Genomic DNA, 17,601 nt, shown 5'->3' on the forward strand with positions numbered 1-17,601 from the left:
TTTACCCAACCGCGATCTACCTCACTCCGGGCAACGAAACCGTCAGTCCTTGCGGGCCCTGCTCGGCGCGACCCTGGGCGGTTCGTTGGGCTGCTTCGGGTACACCGGCGGCCACGGCGCGTCCATCAGCCCGCTCGCCATGTCCTTTCGGGACAGTTCCAGCAGCGGCTCGAGCGACTGCGGACTCCGCTGCCCCCAGGGGTCACCGCGTTCGGCGACCCTCGCGGGCACGGTGGCGAGGGTGAGCGAGTCCGGCTCGACGGTCGCCAGCTCGTCCCAGCCGATCGGCGTCGACACCTGCCCGCCGGCCCGCGGGCGGACGCACCACGCCCCGAACACGGTGCGGTGCGGCGCGTTCTGGTTGAAGTCGACGAACACGCGGGAGCCGCGCAGCTCCTTCCACCACTCGGCGGTGATCCGGTCCGGATGACGGCGTTCGAGCTCGCGGGCCAGCGCGACGGCGGCGGCCCGGACCTGGTAGCCGTCCCACTCCGGGCGCAGCACCGCGTAGACGTGCAGCCCGCGAGAACCCGAGGTCTTGACGTGCGCGGCGATCCCGAGCTCGTCGAGCAGCTCCCTGGTGAGCGCCGCGGCTTCGCGCAGCTGCGGGAAGCCGACGCCCGGCGACGGGTCGAGGTCGACGCGCAGCTCGTCGGTGATCTCGAGGTTCCCGGCCCGGTTCGGCCACACGTGGAAGCCGAGACAGCCCTGGTTCACCGCCCACGCGATATGCGCCAGATCGTGTGCCACGAGCGCGTCACTGGTCGTGCCGTTCGGGGTGGCCACCACGGTGGTGCGCAGCCACGACGGCGCCGAGGACGACACCCGCTTCTGGAAGAACGACTTGCCGCCCGCGCCGCTCGGATACCGCTCCAGCAGCAGCGGCCTGCCGCCCAAGGCGGCCATCAGCGGCCCCGCCACGGCCTGGTAGTAACGGATCAGGTCTAGCTTGGTCTCGCCGCGCTGGGGGAAGAACACCTTGTCCGGATGCGACACGGTGACCTCGGTGCCGTCGAGCTCCAGTGTGACGGATTCGCTCACCGCACCGGCTCCTCCGGGAACAACGCGGCCAGCTCGGCCGGGGGAACCTGTTCCAGCTGGGCGTAGGTGCACGACGCCGGTTCCCGGTCCGGCCGGAACCGCACGAGCCTGCCGCCGTGCCGGAACCGCCCGCCCTGCACGTGTTCGTAGCGCACCTCGGCGACCCATTCGGTCCGCACCGGCTCCCAGCTGAGGTCCTTGGCCGGGCTCCAGCGGCTCAGCCCGCCCGGCATCCGGCCACCGGCGTCCGGATGGGCCTCGGCCCACTCCCGCCACGGATGCGCGGCGAGCGCGTTCTCCCGCAGCGGCGCCAGCTCGCCGACCAGCTCACGGCGGCGGGCGGCGGTGAAACTGCTGGCCACGCCGACGTGGTGCAGGACGGCGTCGTCGTCGAACAGGCCGAGCAGCAGCGAGCCGACGCCCGCACCGTCCTTGTGCCAGCGGAACCCCGCGACCACGCAGTCGGCCGTCCGCTCGTGCTTGACCTTCCACATCGTGCGTTTGTCCTGCTCGTAGGGCAGGTCGGCGGGCTTGGCCATCACACCGTCGAAACCGGCGCCCTCGAACCGGGTGAACCAGTCCTGCGCGACGTCGGGATCCTCGGTCAACGGCGTCAGGTGGACCCGCGCGAGATCGGCGCCGAGGACGCCTTCGAGCAGCTCGCGTCGTTCCCGGAACGGCGCGGGCGTGAGGTCGCGATCCCCCAGCGCGAGCAGGTCGAAAGCGACAAAGCTGGCCGGTGTCTCCGCGGCCAGCTTCTTGACGCGCGAAGCGGCGGGGTGCAGCCGCAGCTGCAGCCGTTCGAAGTCGAGGCCACCGCTGGTGACGAGCACGATCTCGCCGTCGACGACGCACCGGGGCGGCAGCGCCTCCTTCAGCAGCTCGACCAGCTCGGGAAAGTACCTGGTCAGCGGCCGGTCGTTGCGGGAGCCGAGCTCGACCTCGTCGCCGTCGCGGAAGACGATGCAGCGGAACCCGTCCCACTTCGGCTCGAACGTCAGCCCCGGGGTGCGCGGCACCTCGTGCACGGCTTTGGCCAGCATCGGCCGCACCGGCGGCATCACAGGCAGATCCACGGCACGATCGTAGGCCGAACGTGTGACGGACCTCAGAAAATTCACCCGGGCAGGCATGCTGCATGATCCCTGCGTGACTGATGCCGCACCCGATCTGGTGACGCACCTCGAAGCCCATCTCGGCCTGATGACGGCCGGGTGGAAAGACGACGCCGCCCCCCGCAGTGGCCTGCAGGTGGTCAAATTCGGCGACGCGCCGTTCACCGGCGTCAGCACCCTGGTCACCCTGGGCCTGTCCCACCACCACCTCGGCCACGCGGGCGCCGGAGCGGCGCACCAGGAGTTCCTGATGCACCTGCCGAACGCCAGGAGCAACAACGGGCCGCCCCTGCTCGACCTGGCCCGCGACCACCTGCGCGCGGGCCGCGGCCTGCGCCAGGGCGAGACCATCGAGTTCGGCAAGGGCTTCCTCGGCTCCCCCGGCCTGGTCGGCCTCTGGGCCCACAGCCCGGTGTACCTGCCCGACGAGTTCGCCACCTACAAGCTCGGTGAGAAGACGGTCCGCCTGGTCTGGCTCATCCCGATCACCGCGGCGGAAGCGGCCCTGTCCGCGGCCCAGGGCTGGCGCACGCTGCGAACGGCGTTTCTCGAGGAGAACCCCGACCTCACCGACCTGGACCGCCCCTCGGTGCAAGCCGCGCTGACTGCCCCTGAAGGCCACCATCACGGCGTTTAACGCCGTGATGGTGGCCTTCAGGGGCAGTCGGTTTCGTGGTCGCGCGAGTCAGAGGTCGGCGAGCAGCAGGCCGCTGCGCGGTTTCGGGGTGAAATAGGTGGCCTTGCGGGGCATCCGCCGCCCGGCGGCGTGGATCGCGAGCAGGTCGGCCAGCGGGACCGGGGCCAGCAGCAGGACCGCGTCGGCGTCGGCGGGCGGGGTGCGCCCGGCGAACAGCGGGCGCAATGACGGGCCGTCCGGGTCGACGCCCAGTGCCTGCTGGACGAGGACGCGCTCGACCACGCCGTGATCGATGGACGGGCCGGGCTGCCAGGCGGGCAGGCGGACGGTCAGGACGGCCTCACCCGCGACGACCACCACCTCGCCGGGCGCCGCGGGCGGTTGTGCCGCACCGCCCCGCCGGACGTCCAGGCCCGCCGAGCGCCAGCGCTCTTCCAGCTCGGCCGGGCCGAGGCCGGTGCCGCGCAGCACCCGGTGGATCGGCCCGATCCGGAGGCCGGGGCCGCCGGTGACCAGTGCCAGCAGTGAACGCTGCGCGGTCGCCGCCGCGACCCGGTGGTTCCCGTCCGCCACCAGGAGCGGCCGCTGCCGCAGCGCGGCCAGGAGCTCGTCCTGTGGCTGCCCCGGCCCCAGCAGCCACAAGGCGTGCCGACGGCCGCCGGAGTCCACTGTGGACGATGTCGGGGCGCCGAGCCCGGCGCAGACGTCTTCGACCAGCCCGGTCAGCTCCGCGCCCCCGGAAGCCGGGATCAGCATCGCCGCGCTGGTCGCGCACCCGAGGCCCGACAGCACCGCGGCGCGTTCGGCGACGACCTCGGGGTAGACCTCCTCGGTGTGCCGGACCCAGCTGGCCCCGTCCGCGCCGACCGCCGCCGGGTCGACCAGGCAGAGCACCCCGAGTGCCGATCCGTCCGGCCCGTCGATCCGGTAGGGCGCCACCACCTCGCTCACCCGGCGGTAGTGCAGCGCGCGCAGGCGGTCCAGCGCGACGCGGGCCAGCGGGAGGGCGGTGCGGACGTCGAGCCCGGCCGTGCGCGCGGCCGGGGTGCGGTGGGGGTGCTGGACGGCCAGCAGCGTGTCGTCCGCGGCGCCGGGGGCGGCGAGCGCGGTGATCACCCGTTCGGGCTCGTCGAACTCGTCGACGTCCGGTCCGGGCACTTCGTCACGGACCACCCAGCCTGTCCGGATGGGCCTCAGCCATGCGCTCATGGAGCCATCATGGCTGGCGAGTCGTCGATCATAAATCGGTAACACGCGGACCGCGGCCGTGGAATGCTTGCACGAGCGAAACAGTTTGACTTGACCATGGGGACCCGAGGAGCAGCCGACCGTATGACGACCTCTGCCACCGACCGGGCGAAGGGGGTCGGCCTGCGTTCGGAGCGGGGCCCCGTCCTCGGCGCCGTCATGCTGACCTCGGCGCTGGTGGCCCTGGACAGCACGATCATCGCCACCGCCGTCCCGACGATCGTGCGCGATCTCGGCGGCTTCTCCCAGTTTCCGTGGCTGTTCTCGATCTACCTGCTCACCCAGGCCGTCACCGTGCCGCTGTACGGCAAGTTCGCCGACGTGCTGGGCCGCAAACCGGTGATGTTCTTCGGCGTCGCGGCCTTCCTGCTCGGCTCGGTGCTGTGCGGCGTCGCCTGGAGCATGCCGGTGCTCATCGCCGCCCGCGCGATCCAGGGGATCGGCGCCGGAGCGGTCCAGCCGATCGGCATGACCATGATCGGCGACCTCTACACCGTGGAGGAACGCGCCAGGGTGCAGGGCTACCTCGCCGGTGTGTGGGCGGCGGCCTCGGTGGTCGGGCCGACGCTGGGCGGGGTGTTCGCCGAGTACCTGAGCTGGCGCTGGATCTTCTTCGTGAACCTCCCGCTGGGCGCGGTCGCGGCCTGGATGCTGTGGCGGAAGTTCGCCGAGCGGGTCGACCGCAAGCCCCACCGCATCGACTACACCGGCGCCGCGCTGCTCACCGTGGGCTGCTCCCTGCTCATTCTCGGCCTGCTCGAAGGCGGGGTCGCCTGGGGCTGGGCCTCGGCGCCGAGCCTGGTCATCTTCGGTTTCGGCGTGGTGCTGCTGGTGACGTTCCCGTTCGTCGAACGCCGCGCCGCCGAGCCCGTGCTGCCGTTGTGGGTCTTCCAGCACCGCACGCTGATCGGCGGCAACCTGATCGCCGTGGTGGTCGGCGCGGTGCTGATGGGGATGACCTCGTATCTGCCGACCTTCGCCGAGGGGGTGCTCGGCACCGGCGCGCTGGTCGCCGGGTTCTCGCTCGCGGCGCTGACCGTCGGCTGGCCGATCTCGGCCTCGCTGTCGGGCCGGGTCTACATGCGCATCGGCTTCCGGGACACCGCCCTGATCGGCAGCGTGTTCATCATCGCGGGCGCGGCGCTCACCACGCTGCTGTCGGCGGACTCGGCGGTGTGGCAAGCCGCGGCCGCCGCGTTCGTCCTCGGCCTCGGGCTGGGACTGGCGTCGAGCCCGACCGTGGTCGCCGTCCAGTCGACCGTCGGCTGGGAACGGCGCGGGGTGGTCACCGCGACGAACATGTTCAGCCGCTCGCTGGGCAGCGCGGTCGGCGCGGCGGTGTTCGGCGCGATCGCCAACGCCACCCTCGCCGACCGGTTCGCGCACCCGCCCGCCGAGGTCGCCGGGCGGCTGCCCGCCACCGCGGACCCCACCAGCCTGGTGCTCGGCGGGCACGCCGCCGGCGATCCGGTGGCCATCGGCTTCGTCCGGTCCGCACTGGCCGACGCGACCCACCACGTGTTCCTGGCGCTGGTGGCGGTCGCGGTGCTCAGCGTCGTGGCGTTGCTGCTCATGCCGCGCAAGACCGAGCAGCTGACCTTCCTCTAGGCGTCAGTTCTGCAGCGGCACCAGCTCGGTCATGAACGTTTCGAGGAAGCTCTCGTACGAGTCCTGGTGCCCGACGGGGCTGATCACGAACTTGGTGAGCCCGGCCTCGACGTACTGCTCGACCAGGCGGCGCGCGTCGGCCCAGCTCCCGGCCACCAGCGCGGCCGGGTCGTTGCCGGGCTTGCGGCGCGCGACCGACGCCGCGAGCTCGGGCGGGATGCCGCCGGGGGCCAGCGCGATGGACATGCCGAAGTGGTCGGCTTCGATCTCGCGGCCCGCCTCCGCGGCGGCCGCCTGGATCGACTCGCGGGCCGCACGCGCGTCGGGCGGGGTGAGGAAGCTGCCGAGCCAGCCGTCGGCCAGCCTGCCGATCCGGCGCAGCCCGGCGGGCGCGCTGCCGCCGAGCCAGAGGTCGAGCCGGTTGGCCGGGCGTGCGCTCAGGCTGACGCCGTCGAGCTGGAAGTACTCGCCGTCGAAGCTCACGACGTCCTGCTCCAGCAGCGCGCGGATCACCATCAGCGACTCGTCGAACACCGCTCCCCGTTGACCCTGCGGCACCGGGAACAGGTCCAGTTCCGCCTTTCGCGCGGGCTGCAGGCCGAACACCGGCAGGACCCGTTTGGGCGCGAGCCCGGCCAGCGACGAGAGCTGCTTGGCGACCAGGACCGGGTTGCGGCCGGGCAGCACCGACACCCCGGTGCCGACCTTCAGCTTCGACGTGCGGGCCAGCGCGTGGGTCATCCCGATGAGCGGATCGATTCGCTCCGAATAAACCGCTTCGGGCAGCCAAAGCGAGTCGACGCCGAACTTTTCGAGCAGGTCGACGCGCGCGCCGAACTCGCCTGCCCCGGTCCCCCCGTCGATCCCGACGCCGATCCTGATCTTCAGCTCGTCCGCCACCGCGGCTCCTCTCCCCGTCCGGCGGCCGCGCCCCGGCGGCCTCCCCTGGTTCAAGTCGCACCCGGCGCGAGGCATTCCGCGCCCGGCATGGCTGTCCTGTCCCCGGGAGGGGGAGGATCACCAGGCGGACGGCCCGGTCGCCACCACGGCGAGCCCGATCGACGCCAGCGACAGTCCCATGGTGCTCTTCACTGTTCGTCCTCCTGAACCGGCGTCGGCTGTCCGTCCGGGACGAGCTTGGGCGGCACCCGTACAAGACCCGTACAACACGGGACAGGGGTTGACGCGGGAGCGTCCGATGCCAGACTTGGGCCTTCGAGGGACGAACCGGGGGACGAACATGACGGCGGCGACGCAGGACAGCCTGTGGATCAGGAGTTACCACCCCGCACCGGAAGCCGCGATCACGCTGCTGTGCTTCCCCCACGCGGGCGGCTCGGCGAGCTACTTCCACCCGGTGTCGGCCGCGCTGTCACCCCGGGTGGAGGTACTGGCCACGCAGTATCCCGGCAGGCAGGACCGTGGCTCCGAGCCGCTGATCGACGACCTCACGGTGCTCGCCGACCGCCTCGTCGACCTGGTCGCCGCGCGCGCCGGGAAGCCGCTGGCGTTGTTCGGCCACAGCATGGGTGCCAGTCTCGCCTTCGAGGTCGCCCGGCGGCTGGAGCGGCGCGGGGTGACGCCGTCCGCGCTGTTCGTCTCCGGGCGCCGCGCCCCGACCGCGCCGCGCGACGAGCGGCAGCACCTGGGCACCGACGCCGAACTGGTCGCCGAGATGAAGCGGCTCAGCGGCACCGACTCCCGCCTGCTCGATGACGAGGACATCGTCGCGATGGTGCTCCCGTGGGTGCGCAACGACTACAAGGCCGCCGAGACCTACCGCTACCAGGACGGCCCGGACGTGAGCTGCCCGGTGGTGGCGATGGTCGGCGACGCCGACCCGAAGGCCACGGCCGAGGAGGTCGGTGCCTGGCGGCGGCACACGTCCGGGGCGTTCGAGCTGGTCACGTTCCCCGGCGGCCACTTCTACCTCAACGACCAGAACGCGGCTGTGCTGCGCGTGCTCACCGACCGGCTGGGCGTCACCCCCTGAGCTTCAGGCCGCGTCGTGGAACACCAGTCCCAGCGTGTGCCGGACACCCGAGCGCACGGTCGAGACCCCGTGCCGCATGGGCGCCGCCGAGAACCCCCTGACCGAGCGGACCGGGCGGTCGCGGGTGGTGAAGATCAGGCCGTGGCCTTGGCGCAGCACGTGCGCGGTACCGCGGGACTGGGCCCGCGGGCGCTGTTCCACCAGCAGGAACTCGCCGCCGACGTGATCGACGCCCGGTTCGTCGAGCCCGATCACCACCTGCAGCGGGAAGACGAGGTCACCGTAGAGGTCGCGGTGCAGCGCGTTCCAGTCCCCGGGGCCGTACCGCAGCAGGATCGGGGTCGGCTTCGTCTGCCCGGCACGGTGGCAGCGGTCCAGCCACTCCTCGAACGAGTCCGGCCACGGGCTGGGACGGCGGAGCCGGGCCGCCCAGTCACGGGCGATGGGCAGCAGGAGGGGGTAGAAAGCCTCGCGCAGCCGGAGCACCGGCTCGGGCAGGGGCCGCGCGAAATACCGGTACTGGCCGGAGCCGAACCGGTAGCGCGCCATGTCGATGGTCGACCGGAAGTGGTGGACCTGGTCGTACAGGCCGGAAATCTCACGGCATCGAGCGGGCGTGAGCAGCGGGCCGGTCGGTGCGGAGCCGTATTCGTCGAGTTCAGCGGCCAGCGCCGCCCAGTCGAGCGCGGCGGGAGCGGGCGCGGTGGAGACGGGCATGGCTCATTCGACCACCGGTGACGCGCCCGGTCCGGCGGAAATCGGACGCCGCGTCAGGCGGTCGCCTCGATCACCCGGCTACCCGAGCGCTGCCGGAGCTGGGTGGTGCACGACCTCACCACCGGCACCTGGCGCTGGCGGCATTTGGCCCGCGCCACCGTGCTGATCGCCCCGCTCAGCGCGGTGTGGCTGCTGCTGCCCGGCCCGCTCGGCCTGCGGCTTTCCCTGGTGCTGGTGGCGTACTTCTGCTCCTTCGCCTAACTGGAGGAGAGCGCCGAACACCGGCTGGCCAAGCACCGGTCACCCTGGCGGCACCGGCAAGCGGATCCGCGCCGAGGCCGAGTCGGAGATCCGCGAGCGGTACCTCGCGCGCTACCGGCAGAACTGAATTGGGGCGACGGCTAGAGTGCGCCTCGATGAGACGCAAGCTCCAGTCGCCACTGCCCCAGCGGCACGGCCTCGATCCGGCCAGGCTCAAGATGCCCGCCGAAGGACCGTGGACGACGCTGCGGGAGCACCTCGTCGAGCGGCTGCCGAGGGTCAGCCAGGACCGGATCGACGAGATGCTGCGCGAAAGCCTGATCGTCGGCCTCGACGGGCCGCTGGGTGTCGACGCGCCGTTCGTGCCGGACTCGTTCATCTGGTTCCACCGCGACCTGCCCGAGGAGGTGGCGGTGCCGTTCGAGATCGGCGTCGTGCACCGCGACGAACACCTGCTGGTGGTGGACAAGCCACACTTCCTCGCGACCATTCCCCGCGGCAGCCACATCCTGGAGACCGCGCTGGTGCGGCTGCGCCGCGAATTCGGCCTTCCCCAGCTCGTCCCGGCCCACCGCCTCGACCGCGTGACGGCCGGGCTGGTGATGCTCGTGAGCACTCCCGAGCGCCGCGGCGCGTACCAGACGTTGTTCCGGGATCGCTTGGTGCACAAGGAATACGAGGCGATCGCGCGGTACGACGCCGAGCTCGCGCTGCCGCGCACGGTGCACAGCCGCATCATCAAGGAGCGCGGGATCATCACCGCCCAGGAGGTCGACGGGCCGCCGAACGCCGAGACCCGCGTCGAGCTCCTCGAGCACCGCGACGGCCTCGGCCGCTACCGCCTGCTGCCCACGACCGGCCGCACGCACCAGCTCCGGCTGCACATGAGCGGGCTGGGCGTGCCGATCCTCGGCGACGACTTCTACCCGGTGCTCACCGAAACCCCCCTCGACGACTTCACCCGGCCCCTGCAGCTGCTCGCCAAGGTGCTCGCCTTCGACGACCCGATCACCGGCGAGCCGAGGCGGTTCGAAAGCCGCCTCACGTTGCGCGCGTGGACCTCGCTGGCCGAGTGGGCGGCCCCGCCCGCGCTCCCCAGCGCGCCATGAACGGACCGTTCATGGCGTGGCCGGGCCCGCTCCGCTGCTGGTGCGATAGGCGCCGAACTTGTCGTAGTAGCTGCCGCTCGGGCTGGAGATGGTCTGCTTGAGCGAGCCGTTGAGGTAGACCTTGTGGGTCTGGCCGGGGATGTTGACGGTGTTCACGCGCACGCTCGTGCCCACGGTGGCTCCGCTGGCGAGCGTCTGGCCGCCTTCGACCGCGTACATCCGGCCGCCGCCGTAGGTGGCGTACCGGCGCTCGGCCCGCTGGTCACCGCTGTTCGTGGAGCAGGTCAGCTGGAAGGTGAGGCCGCTGGCCACCCCGCAACCGCGTTCCTGCACCGTGTACGAGGGCGACTCGGAGATCCAGCAAAAGGTCCAGATCTTTCGGCCGACAGGACCTGGAAAGAGACTGTACGAGCCGGACTCGGTTCCGCCAAGGGCCACCGAGGTTTCCCGGCCCGCCTTGACGATTTTATTTGTCACTGCTTGGCTGCCTGCATGCTGGACGTCGAAGTGATCGAGAACCCGGCCACCGCCGCCGTGGCACTGGACCCCGTTCGCGGCCGGTTGCTGGCTTCACTGGGCGAACCGGCGTCCGCGGCGACGCTGGCCACCCGCGTCGGCCTCACCCGGCAGAAGGTGAACTACCACCTCCGGGCGCTCGAAGCCCACGGGCTGGTGACCCTGGTCGGGGAACGCCGGTGGGGCGGCCTCACCGAACGGCTCTTCGCCGCCACCGCCGCGTCGTACGTGGTTTCCCCGGACGCGCTCGGCGAACTCGCGAGTGCTCCGGGAGCCACCCCGGACCAGCTTTCCTCGTGCTACCTGATCGCGCTCGCGGCGCGGGTGGTGAGCGAGGTGGGCGGGCTCGCCCGCCGCGCCAGGAAGGCGGACAAACCGCTGGCCACCCTGGCGCTGGACACCGAGATCCGGTTCCGCTCCGCGGCGGAGCGATCCGCCTTCGCCGACGACCTCGCGAACGCCGTCGCCGGCCTGGTTTCGCGCTACCACGACGAAAACGCGCCGGGCAGCCGCGCGCACCGGCTGCTGGTGGCCGCGCATCCCGTCCCCCGGGCGCCGTCGTGACCGCGCGGCGTCAGGCGCCGGAAAGTCGTTCCGCCAAGCCGTCCAGCCCCCGCGCGATCATCGCGCCGTAGCCGTCCTCACCCAGCTCCCCCACCGCGGCGAGACCAAGCTCGAGCTGCCGACGGGCCGCGGGGAAGTCGCCGAGCTTGCGGTAGACCTCGCCGAGATTCAGGTGCAGCGACGGGAAGAACGCCGCCACCGTGGCGGTGACCCCGGCCCGCCGGGCGCGCTCGTCGGTCACCAGGCCCGCCGCGTCCAGCGCGCGGAGATCCCACTTCAGCTCTTCGCGCGGATCCTCCTGCAGGTCAGCCATCCAGTGGGCCAGCGAGAGCCGATGGAACGGGTCCCCGCCGGGCTCGATCTCCGCCCAGAGCACGGTGAACACCTCACGGGCCCGCTCGGCCTCACCCCGCTGGGCGAGCTCGATGCCGTGGCCGATCCGGATCATCCACTCGTCGGGCTCGGTCATGCCTCATTCTAGAACACCTGTTCGATCCCGGTGTAGGGTGGGGTCATGTCACAGGCACTTCAGGGCTCGCTGTTCGGCGAGTGCGAGCCGCTCGGCTTCCGGCCGCTCGGTGCGCACTCGCCGCTGCGGACGACGCTGGGCCAAGGCGCGTGGATCGACGTGCTGCCCGGCTGGTTCACCGGCGCGGACGAGCTGTTCAGCGGGCTCGCCGAGCAGGTGCCCTGGCAGGCGGAGCGGCGGCGGATGTACGACCGCGTGGTGGCCGTGCCCCGCCTGCTCAGCTTCTACCGCGAAGCGGATCCGCTCCCCCATCCCGTCCTCGCCGAAGCGCGCGACGCGTTGTCCGCGTACTACGCGGCGGAGCTCGGCGAGCCGTTTCGCACCGCCGGGCTCTGCTACTACCGCGACGGCCGGGACAGCGTCGCCTGGCACGGCGACACGCTGGGCCGGGCCCTCACCGAGGACACCATGGTCGCGATCGTCTCGGTCGGCGCGCCCCGGCAGCTGGCGTTGCGCCCGCGCGGTGGCGGCGGGGAGATCGTCCGGCACGCGCTCGGCCACGGCGACCTGATCGTCATGGGCGGCTCGTGCCAGCGCACCTGGGAACACGCGATTCCGAAGACGGGCAGGCCGGTGGGCCCGCGGATCAGCGTCCAGTTCAGGCCGAGGGGAGTCCGATGAGAGCTTCGTCCAGGTCGGCGTAGCAGCGGACGACGGTGTCGACCTTCGTCAGCCGCAGCAGCCGGGGCTGTGTCCGGCCGGTGTGGACCACCCGCAGCGACTGGCCGGCCCGCCGTGCCAGGATCTCGGCTTCGATGAGCAGCGAGAACGCCGTGGCACTCACGAAACCGGCGCCGGTCAGGTCCACCACAACGGCCCGCAGCGCCGTGCCGAGCCGCGGCAGCAGCAGCTCACGCAGCTGGGGAACGGTGGCACTGTCCAGCTCACCGGTCACGGTGAGCACCACGACCCCGCTGCGGGGGCGGCTGGCGCGCAGGTGGAACAGGCTTCGGCTGGGGGTGGACACACCTTCGCGGGCCAGGGTTCTCGACATGGGCACAGCTCCTCGCACTCCGTCACGGACCGGAGGGCTGCTGGCTGAACCCGTCAGACCACCCTAACTCCAACCGGCGGTCACAGCAGCGTGGTTACAACAGCGTGGTTAGGAGCGGCGTGGTTAGGAGCGGCGTGGCTACTTGAGGAGCACGGGCAGGGCGTCGACGCCGTAGACGATGGACACCTGGCGGAAGGCCAGGTCCTCGGGCTCGACGGCCAGACGCATCTTCGGGAACCGCCGCACGAGGGCCGGGTACGCGGCGCGCAGTTCCATCCGGGCCAGCTCGGCGCCGATGCAGCGGTGGATGCCGTAGCTGAACGCGAGGTGCGAGGTCGCCGCGCGGCCGCCGTCGAAGCTTTCGAGGCCGCCGCCGAGCGCGGGGTCCCGGTTCGCGCCGCTGAGCGAGACGAGCACGATGTCGCCCTCGGCGATCCGGACCCCGCCGATCTCCATGTCCTCGGTGGCGAAACGCGGGAACGCCATCTGCACCACCGTGAGGTAGCGCAGCAGCTCCTCGACGAACTTGTGCACCGACTCGTCGTCCCCGCGCACGGCGTCGAAGGCGCCGGGGTCGCGCAGCAGCACCAGCGCGCCGAGCGCGAGCATGCTCGCCGTGGTCTCGAGGCCACCGGTCAGGACTCCGTCGGCGAGCCCGGCGAGCTCGCGGTCGTCGATCTCGTCGCCGTGGTCCTTGATCAACATGCCGAGCAGGCCGTCGCCGGGCTGCTCGCGCTGCTTCTTGACGACGTCCATCAGGTACGAAAGCGATTCGGTCATCGCGCCCAGCGAGGCACCGGCGCCGCCGAACAGGTCGAACCGCGCGGTGCTCAGGCGCTGGAACTCTTCACGGTCCTCGTAGGGCACCCCGAGCAGCTCGCAGATGGTCAGCGACGGGATCGGCAGCGCGAAGGACTCCCAGAGGTCGACCGGTCCTTCGGCGTTTTCCATCGCGTCGAGCTGGGCGGCGACGATCTCGTCGATCCGCGGGGTCAGCCGCGAGAGGCGGCGCATCGTGAATTCCGGGGTGAGCAGTTTGCGCAATCGCGTGTGCACCGGCGGATCCGCGAAACCGAGGCCGCCGGGATTCTGCTCGGCCGTCACCCCCGCGCTGCCGACGAGATTAGTGAAATCAGTGCTGAATCCCTTCACCCGGCCGAGAATCGCCTTCGATTCCTCATAACCGGTGACCAGCCAGGCATTCATCCCGAAAGGCAGATCCAGCTTGGCTATCGGTGCTTCCTCGCGCCGTTGGCGCAGGTCCGGCACCGGGTCGAGGCCGTCCCGTTTGAGCGGCATCAACGCCGCCTCGGGCAGGAACGAGATTTTCGACAGGTCGAAACCGTTCTTCTGCTGACGCGCGAGATAACGACGGCCGACCCAGGCGAGAACTCGTGAGCGGATAGTGCTCATGATCCGAGACTACCGCACGATCCGGAACGGAATCCCCGCCACCGAACCGTGTTCCAGCTCACGGGGAACGGTACGCGGGCCTCTTCCACAGTTGTTCACTCCACAGTGGTCGGACGGACGCGGCACCGGGTTCCCGCGCCCGGTGGTGGGCTCCGTCACGATGGTGAGGTACTTCAAAGTGCGTACTGCCGCGCGGGCACTCGGCACTGCGAAACTCGGCTGATGACGAGCGAGCCGGTGCGCTGATGCGCGTCCTGTTCTCGGCGATGGCCGCCGCCGGGCATCTCCGGGCGCTCGTCCCGCTCGCCAGGGCGGCCTTGCTCGCCGGGCACGACGTCCGGGTGGCCACACCGGGCACCGCGAAGGCACAGGTCACCGCGTACGGCCTGGAGCACCTTCCCGCCGGGCGGGACTGGGTCGGCGCCGACGTCCGCCGCGTCGCCCGCGGGAGCTGCCCGCCGCCGGACCAGGGACAACGCCGCACCCGGTTCCTCCGCACGACCGGCTATCCGGGGCCAGAGGCCCTGCGCACCGCCCAGGACCTGCTGGATCACGCGCGCTCGTGGCGACCCGACGTCGTCGTGCGCGAGAACGCCGAGTTCGGCGCGTACCTGGCCGCCGAGGTGCTGGACGTCCCGCACGTATCCGTCGGCGCCTCCGGCGGTTCGGCGGCGCACCTGGACCCGGCCGTGCTCGCGCCCGCGCTCGACGTCAACCGGTCCGTGCTGCGGCTCCCGCCGGATCCCGGGGGCCGCCGGATCCACGCGTACCTGCACGCCAACCTGATGCCCGGCGAGTACGACCCCGGCGAGCTGGCGATCCCCGGGGTCCGCTGCTACCGGCAGGAGAACCCGGTGTTGCCGGGCGCACGCCTGCCGGACTGGGTGGCCGGGCTGGACGAGGCACCGGTGCTGGCCGTCTTCGGCAGGCCGCACCCGCTCGACGTGTCCTGGCGGCCGGTGGCCGAGGCGGTCGTCGCGGGTCTCGCCGCGCTCGGCAGGCCCGCGATCGTGGCGGTCGGGACCGATCCGGCGAGCTTCGGCAAGGCCCCGGGCCGGGTCCGGGTGGTGGAACGGATTCCGCGGTCGCTCGCACTGGAAGCCGCGGTTTTGTTTGTCCACCACGGTGGTTTCACCAGTGTCCGCGAGAGTGTGCGTTGCGGGGTGCCGATGGTGGTCCTGCCCCGATGCCCCGCCTCGCTGGCCAACGCCGCCCGCTGCGCCGAAACCGGGATGGCCGCGGTGCTGCCGCCCGACGCCGTCACGCGGGAGTCGGTGCGTGAGGTCTGCGCGAGCGTGCTCAGCCGGCCGTCCTATCAGGAGAACATCGCGCGGATGCGACGCCGGATGCTCACGCTGCCCCCGGTCACCGAGCTGCTGACCGATGTCGAGCGGCTGGTGTCAAGCTCGTGACCAGCCCGCGGCCCGCGACGGGAGCCCACCGTCTTCGAACCGCGCGCGCACGGTGGCCAGTTCGTCACCGCGCTCGTCGGACCACGCCCTGATCCCGCCGATCAGGGCGACCAGCTCGGCTCCCAGCATGGTCGGCCGGTACTCGGATCTTCCCTCGCAGGTCAGCGGGCCGTGGACGAAACCGTCCCGCTGCAGCGCGCGCAGCGTGTCGACCAGCACCTTGTGACTGATCCCGTCGAGGCGGCGCTGGAGCTCGTTGAAGTGGCTGCAACCCTCGTGCACCGCTTCGAGCGCGAGCACCGACCAACGTCCGGTCAGCGCGCCGAGCACCCGCGCCAGCGGGGTCCCGGCGAACCGCGCCGCCCCCGGTGCGACCGGTTTCCGATACCGACCCACAGCACTCGCCCCCCACGGCCCCGGTGTCCTGTCCACTGGGACACGGCCGGACCAGATCCGCCATTGGGACCGCTTGGTCTAGACCACGTCGTGGTCGACGCTACCAGGCGGAGCCACGGGCCGGGAGCGCCGGAAGTCAGTGCAGGGGGAACTGGCGGTCACGGGTGACGAGGCCGTGCTCGGTGGCGATCTCGTGGAAATACGGCCGCCCGCGGTCGTCCGTGCCGGTGAACAGCGTGCGGGAACTGCCGTCGGACTCGGTGTTGACCCCGTTCGTCCTGGCCAGCACGCCGGTGGACCTCAGCCACTCCCGGGACCCGGCCACCGGGCGCCAGTGGCGGCCGTCGCCGGTCTCGTCGCCCAGGATCTGGGTCATCTCGACCGTGCCGGTGAGCTTGAAGTTCTGGTCGTCGACGAAATCCGCCGCCGAGGAGTCGACCGTGAGCGGATACGACCAGGAATGCCGGTCCGCCGCCCCAACGCGGCCGTCCACAGTGGACACCGACGTCTGCTGCCCGGCGTCGGTCTGCGCCACGTGCTGGACAAAGCCGTTCCCGGTGATGTCGCCGCTGTTGCGGTAGTCCCTGGTCCGCTCGACGCGGGTGTAGACCCGCCCGGCCGAGGTGTCCACATATCCGGCCGTGACGTCGTCGCGCCGCGCGGTGACCGTCGCGTTCACCCCGCCGCTGATCTCCTTCTCGGCGGTCTTTTGCGCCGCGACCGGTGCGACGTCGTGCCGGGTCAGCGCGCCGCTCGTGCGGGTCGCGCCCTTGTCGGTGAACAGCAGCAGCGTCGGGCTGACACTCCAGCTGCCGCCAATGTTCGCGATGTCGAAGGACAGGTCGTGGCTCTTGCCGTCGACGAGGGTGCCGGCGAACGGCGTGACGTCGACGGTCTCGGCGAGCAGGCTGAACGTGCCGATCGCGACCACCGGGCGCCACAGCGTCGGCACGATGCCACCGGAGTAGATATGCGGGAAGGTGTGCACCCCGGCGACCGCGACGCCGTCGAGCGCGGCGTTCGCCTCGCGGAACGGCCCGTGCCCGCAGAGTCCCGCCGCCGGATAGCGTGCCGAGACGGTGTCGGGGACGGCGTCGAACCACTGCTCGTCGCAGGCGCCGCCCTCCAGCGTCACCTCGAGGTAGGCGCGGGTGATGTTGCGCGGCAGGTCCTCGAGCTTGAAGTGGACGGTGCCCGCGCCTGCGTTCGCGTCCTGGTGGGGGAAACCGGCGACGTGGTCGGCGACCTCGGCGGCCGGAGTGTGCCGGTCGGCCTGGTAGTAGGTCAGCGTAACCGTCTGGGCGTAGATCCCGGTGTAGACCGAGGAGGTGTAGTTGCCGATGCCGCCCTTGAAAGGCTGCGGCGTGCGCAGCAGGGCGCTGTAGCGCGTGACGTCCTTGTCGAAGTGGTAGGTGATCGCCCGCTTGCCCTCCCCGCTCGGCTCCTCGGTGGTGCCCCAGTAGACCTCGGTGCCGCCGATGTCCAGGTCACCGATGCGGTCGTACTGACGGCCGCTGACGGTGATCGTCTGGTCGAGCACGACCTTCGCCCACGGACCGGGGCACGACTTCGGCGGCGCGAGCGTGCCGGAGTAGAACCGCTGCGAGCCGTCGGTGGCGTTGGAGAGGAACTTGTCGGCCAGCGTGACCTGACAACTGTGCGTCGCCGGACGGGACACCGACGGAGCCGCGGCGACCGGATTGTCGGTATCGCCCTCGACCACCCCCATGGCCACCCCCTCGGCCACCCCCTCCGACGCGGGCACAGCCGCGAGGAACAACGCCAGAAAAGCCGCCAGAACCACGGAAAGAACCCTCACGCGTACCCCTTCACCGGGTTGATCACCGCTTCGCAGCCTAACCCGGCGCGGGCACGACGAACGGCGGGAACCCGGCCCGCTGTGAGTGTCATGAAAGGGTCTTTCAGGGCAATTTTTGCCCTGAAAGACCCTTTCATGACACTAGGGGCCGAGCCACCGGAAGCAGATCCAGCCCGGCAACGGCGGGTGGTCCCTGGAGGCGCGCCGGGTCGGGGCACCGGCGCGCCGT

At 71.4% G+C, this 17,601-nt stretch carries 18 protein-coding genes and 1 pseudogene; 8 read left to right on the top strand and 11 right to left on the bottom strand.

What is annotated here, in order from left to right; all coding sequences use genetic code 11:
* Positions 1 to 42: 42 nt before the first annotated feature.
* Both ligD and QMK34_RS12350 read right to left on the bottom strand, forming a co-directional pair.
* A complete protein-coding gene (ligD, locus tag QMK34_RS12345; RefSeq protein ID WP_326413959.1) occupies positions 43 to 1,041 on the bottom strand; it encodes a non-homologous end-joining DNA ligase in 999 nt (332 codons plus the stop codon).
* A complete protein-coding gene (locus QMK34_RS12350) occupies positions 1,038 to 2,117 on the bottom strand; it encodes an ATP-dependent DNA ligase (RefSeq protein ID WP_326413960.1) in 1,080 nt (359 codons plus the stop codon). Before QMK34_RS12350 ends, ligD begins: the two co-directional genes overlap by 4 nt.
* A 73-nt stretch (positions 2,118 to 2,190) precedes the next feature.
* Between QMK34_RS12350 and QMK34_RS12355 the strand changes: the two genes are divergently transcribed.
* Positions 2,191 to 2,793 carry a suppressor of fused domain protein gene (locus QMK34_RS12355; protein ID WP_326413961.1) on the top strand — a complete coding sequence of 201 codons (603 nt, stop codon included), beginning with the start codon at positions 2,191 to 2,193 and terminating at the stop codon, positions 2,791 to 2,793.
* A 48-nt stretch (positions 2,794 to 2,841) separates the two neighbouring features.
* On the opposite strand, the gene QMK34_RS12360 is transcribed toward QMK34_RS12355, so the two are convergent.
* Positions 2,842 to 4,002 carry a DUF1015 family protein gene (locus tag QMK34_RS12360; protein ID WP_326413963.1) on the bottom strand — a complete coding sequence of 387 codons (1,161 nt, stop codon included), beginning with the start codon at positions 4,000 to 4,002 and terminating at the stop codon, positions 2,842 to 2,844.
* A 123-nt stretch (positions 4,003 to 4,125) separates the two neighbouring features.
* Here QMK34_RS12360 and QMK34_RS12365 point away from each other — a divergent pair, with 123 nt between their 5' ends.
* Positions 4,126 to 5,649 carry an MDR family MFS transporter gene (locus tag QMK34_RS12365; protein WP_326413964.1) on the top strand — a complete coding sequence of 508 codons (1,524 nt, stop codon included), beginning with the start codon at positions 4,126 to 4,128 and terminating at the stop codon, positions 5,647 to 5,649.
* Between the two features lie 3 nt (positions 5,650 to 5,652).
* Here QMK34_RS12365 and QMK34_RS12370 read toward each other — a convergent pair whose 3' ends face one another.
* Positions 5,653 to 6,549 (bottom strand): TIGR03854 family LLM class F420-dependent oxidoreductase, encoded by an 897-nt coding sequence (locus QMK34_RS12370; protein ID WP_326413965.1) that lies wholly within the window; start codon positions 6,547 to 6,549, stop codon positions 5,653 to 5,655.
* Between the two features lie 340 nt (positions 6,550 to 6,889).
* Between QMK34_RS12370 and QMK34_RS12375 the strand changes: the two genes are divergently transcribed.
* Positions 6,890 to 7,642: a thioesterase II family protein gene (locus QMK34_RS12375; RefSeq protein ID WP_326413966.1), complete on the top strand. Its 753-nt coding sequence runs from the start codon at positions 6,890 to 6,892 to the stop codon at positions 7,640 to 7,642.
* 3 nt (positions 7,643 to 7,645) lie between these two features.
* On the opposite strand, the gene QMK34_RS12380 is transcribed toward QMK34_RS12375, so the two are convergent.
* A complete protein-coding gene (locus tag QMK34_RS12380) occupies positions 7,646 to 8,359 on the bottom strand; it encodes a 2OG-Fe(II) oxygenase (protein ID WP_326413967.1) in 714 nt (237 codons plus the stop codon).
* A gap of 69 nt (positions 8,360 to 8,428) precedes the next feature.
* On the opposite strand from QMK34_RS12380, the pseudogene QMK34_RS12385 reads away from it, so the two are divergent.
* Both QMK34_RS12385 and QMK34_RS12390 read left to right on the top strand, forming a co-directional pair.
* Positions 8,429 to 8,747, top strand: a pseudogene (locus tag QMK34_RS12385) (DUF5313 family protein).
* Positions 8,748 to 8,775: 28 nt separating this feature from the next.
* The gene (locus QMK34_RS12390) at positions 8,776 to 9,729 is read left to right on the top strand and encodes an RluA family pseudouridine synthase (protein ID WP_326413968.1); all 954 of its coding nucleotides are present in this window, start codon (positions 8,776 to 8,778) and stop codon (positions 9,727 to 9,729) included.
* Between the two features lie 9 nt (positions 9,730 to 9,738).
* Here the strand turns inward: QMK34_RS12390 and QMK34_RS12395 are convergent, their stop codons facing one another.
* On the bottom strand, positions 9,739 to 10,167 hold the full coding sequence (locus QMK34_RS12395) for a hypothetical protein (RefSeq protein WP_442785144.1): 429 nt from the start codon (positions 10,165 to 10,167) through the stop codon (positions 9,739 to 9,741).
* A gap of 54 nt (positions 10,168 to 10,221) precedes the next feature.
* On the opposite strand from QMK34_RS12395, the gene QMK34_RS12400 reads away from it, so the two are divergent.
* Complete coding sequence (locus tag QMK34_RS12400; protein ID WP_326413969.1) at positions 10,222 to 10,809, top strand: ArsR/SmtB family transcription factor; 588 nt, start codon at positions 10,222 to 10,224, stop codon at positions 10,807 to 10,809.
* A gap of 10 nt (positions 10,810 to 10,819) precedes the next feature.
* Here QMK34_RS12400 and QMK34_RS12405 read toward each other — a convergent pair whose 3' ends face one another.
* Positions 10,820 to 11,278 (bottom strand): hypothetical protein, encoded by a 459-nt coding sequence (locus QMK34_RS12405; RefSeq protein WP_326413970.1) that lies wholly within the window; start codon positions 11,276 to 11,278, stop codon positions 10,820 to 10,822.
* A 45-nt stretch (positions 11,279 to 11,323) separates the two neighbouring features.
* Between QMK34_RS12405 and QMK34_RS12410 the strand changes: the two genes are divergently transcribed.
* A complete protein-coding gene (locus QMK34_RS12410) occupies positions 11,324 to 11,959 on the top strand; it encodes an alpha-ketoglutarate-dependent dioxygenase AlkB (RefSeq protein ID WP_326413971.1) in 636 nt (211 codons plus the stop codon).
* Here QMK34_RS12410 and QMK34_RS12415 read toward each other — a convergent pair.
* The gene (locus QMK34_RS12415; RefSeq protein WP_326413972.1) at positions 11,937 to 12,332 is read right to left on the bottom strand and encodes an STAS domain-containing protein; all 396 of its coding nucleotides are present in this window, start codon (positions 12,330 to 12,332) and stop codon (positions 11,937 to 11,939) included. The two genes, QMK34_RS12410 and QMK34_RS12415, sit on opposite strands and share 23 nt — an antisense overlap.
* Before the next feature lie 138 nt (positions 12,333 to 12,470).
* Positions 12,471 to 13,745, bottom strand: coding sequence for a cytochrome P450 (locus QMK34_RS12420; protein WP_326413973.1), 1,275 nt, complete (start codon positions 13,743 to 13,745; stop codon positions 12,471 to 12,473).
* A gap of 245 nt (positions 13,746 to 13,990) precedes the next feature.
* Here QMK34_RS12420 and QMK34_RS12425 point away from each other — a divergent pair, with 245 nt between their 5' ends.
* Positions 13,991 to 15,157 carry a glycosyltransferase gene (locus QMK34_RS12425; protein WP_326413975.1) on the top strand — a complete coding sequence of 389 codons (1,167 nt, stop codon included), beginning with the start codon at positions 13,991 to 13,993 and terminating at the stop codon, positions 15,155 to 15,157.
* Here QMK34_RS12425 and QMK34_RS12430 read toward each other — a convergent pair.
* Both QMK34_RS12430 and QMK34_RS12435 read right to left on the bottom strand, forming a co-directional pair.
* A complete protein-coding gene (locus QMK34_RS12430; protein ID WP_326413976.1) occupies positions 15,146 to 15,553 on the bottom strand; it encodes a winged helix-turn-helix transcriptional regulator in 408 nt (135 codons plus the stop codon). The two genes, QMK34_RS12425 and QMK34_RS12430, sit on opposite strands and share 12 nt — an antisense overlap.
* Before the next feature lie 136 nt (positions 15,554 to 15,689).
* The gene (locus QMK34_RS12435) at positions 15,690 to 17,372 is read right to left on the bottom strand and encodes a peptide-N4-asparagine amidase (RefSeq protein ID WP_442785143.1); all 1,683 of its coding nucleotides are present in this window, start codon (positions 17,370 to 17,372) and stop codon (positions 15,690 to 15,692) included.
* Positions 17,373 to 17,601 lie beyond the last annotated feature (229 nt).

It is taken from the genome of Amycolatopsis sp. H20-H5, from assembly GCF_035828755.1.
Lineage (GTDB): Bacteria > Actinomycetota > Actinomycetes > Mycobacteriales > Pseudonocardiaceae > Amycolatopsis.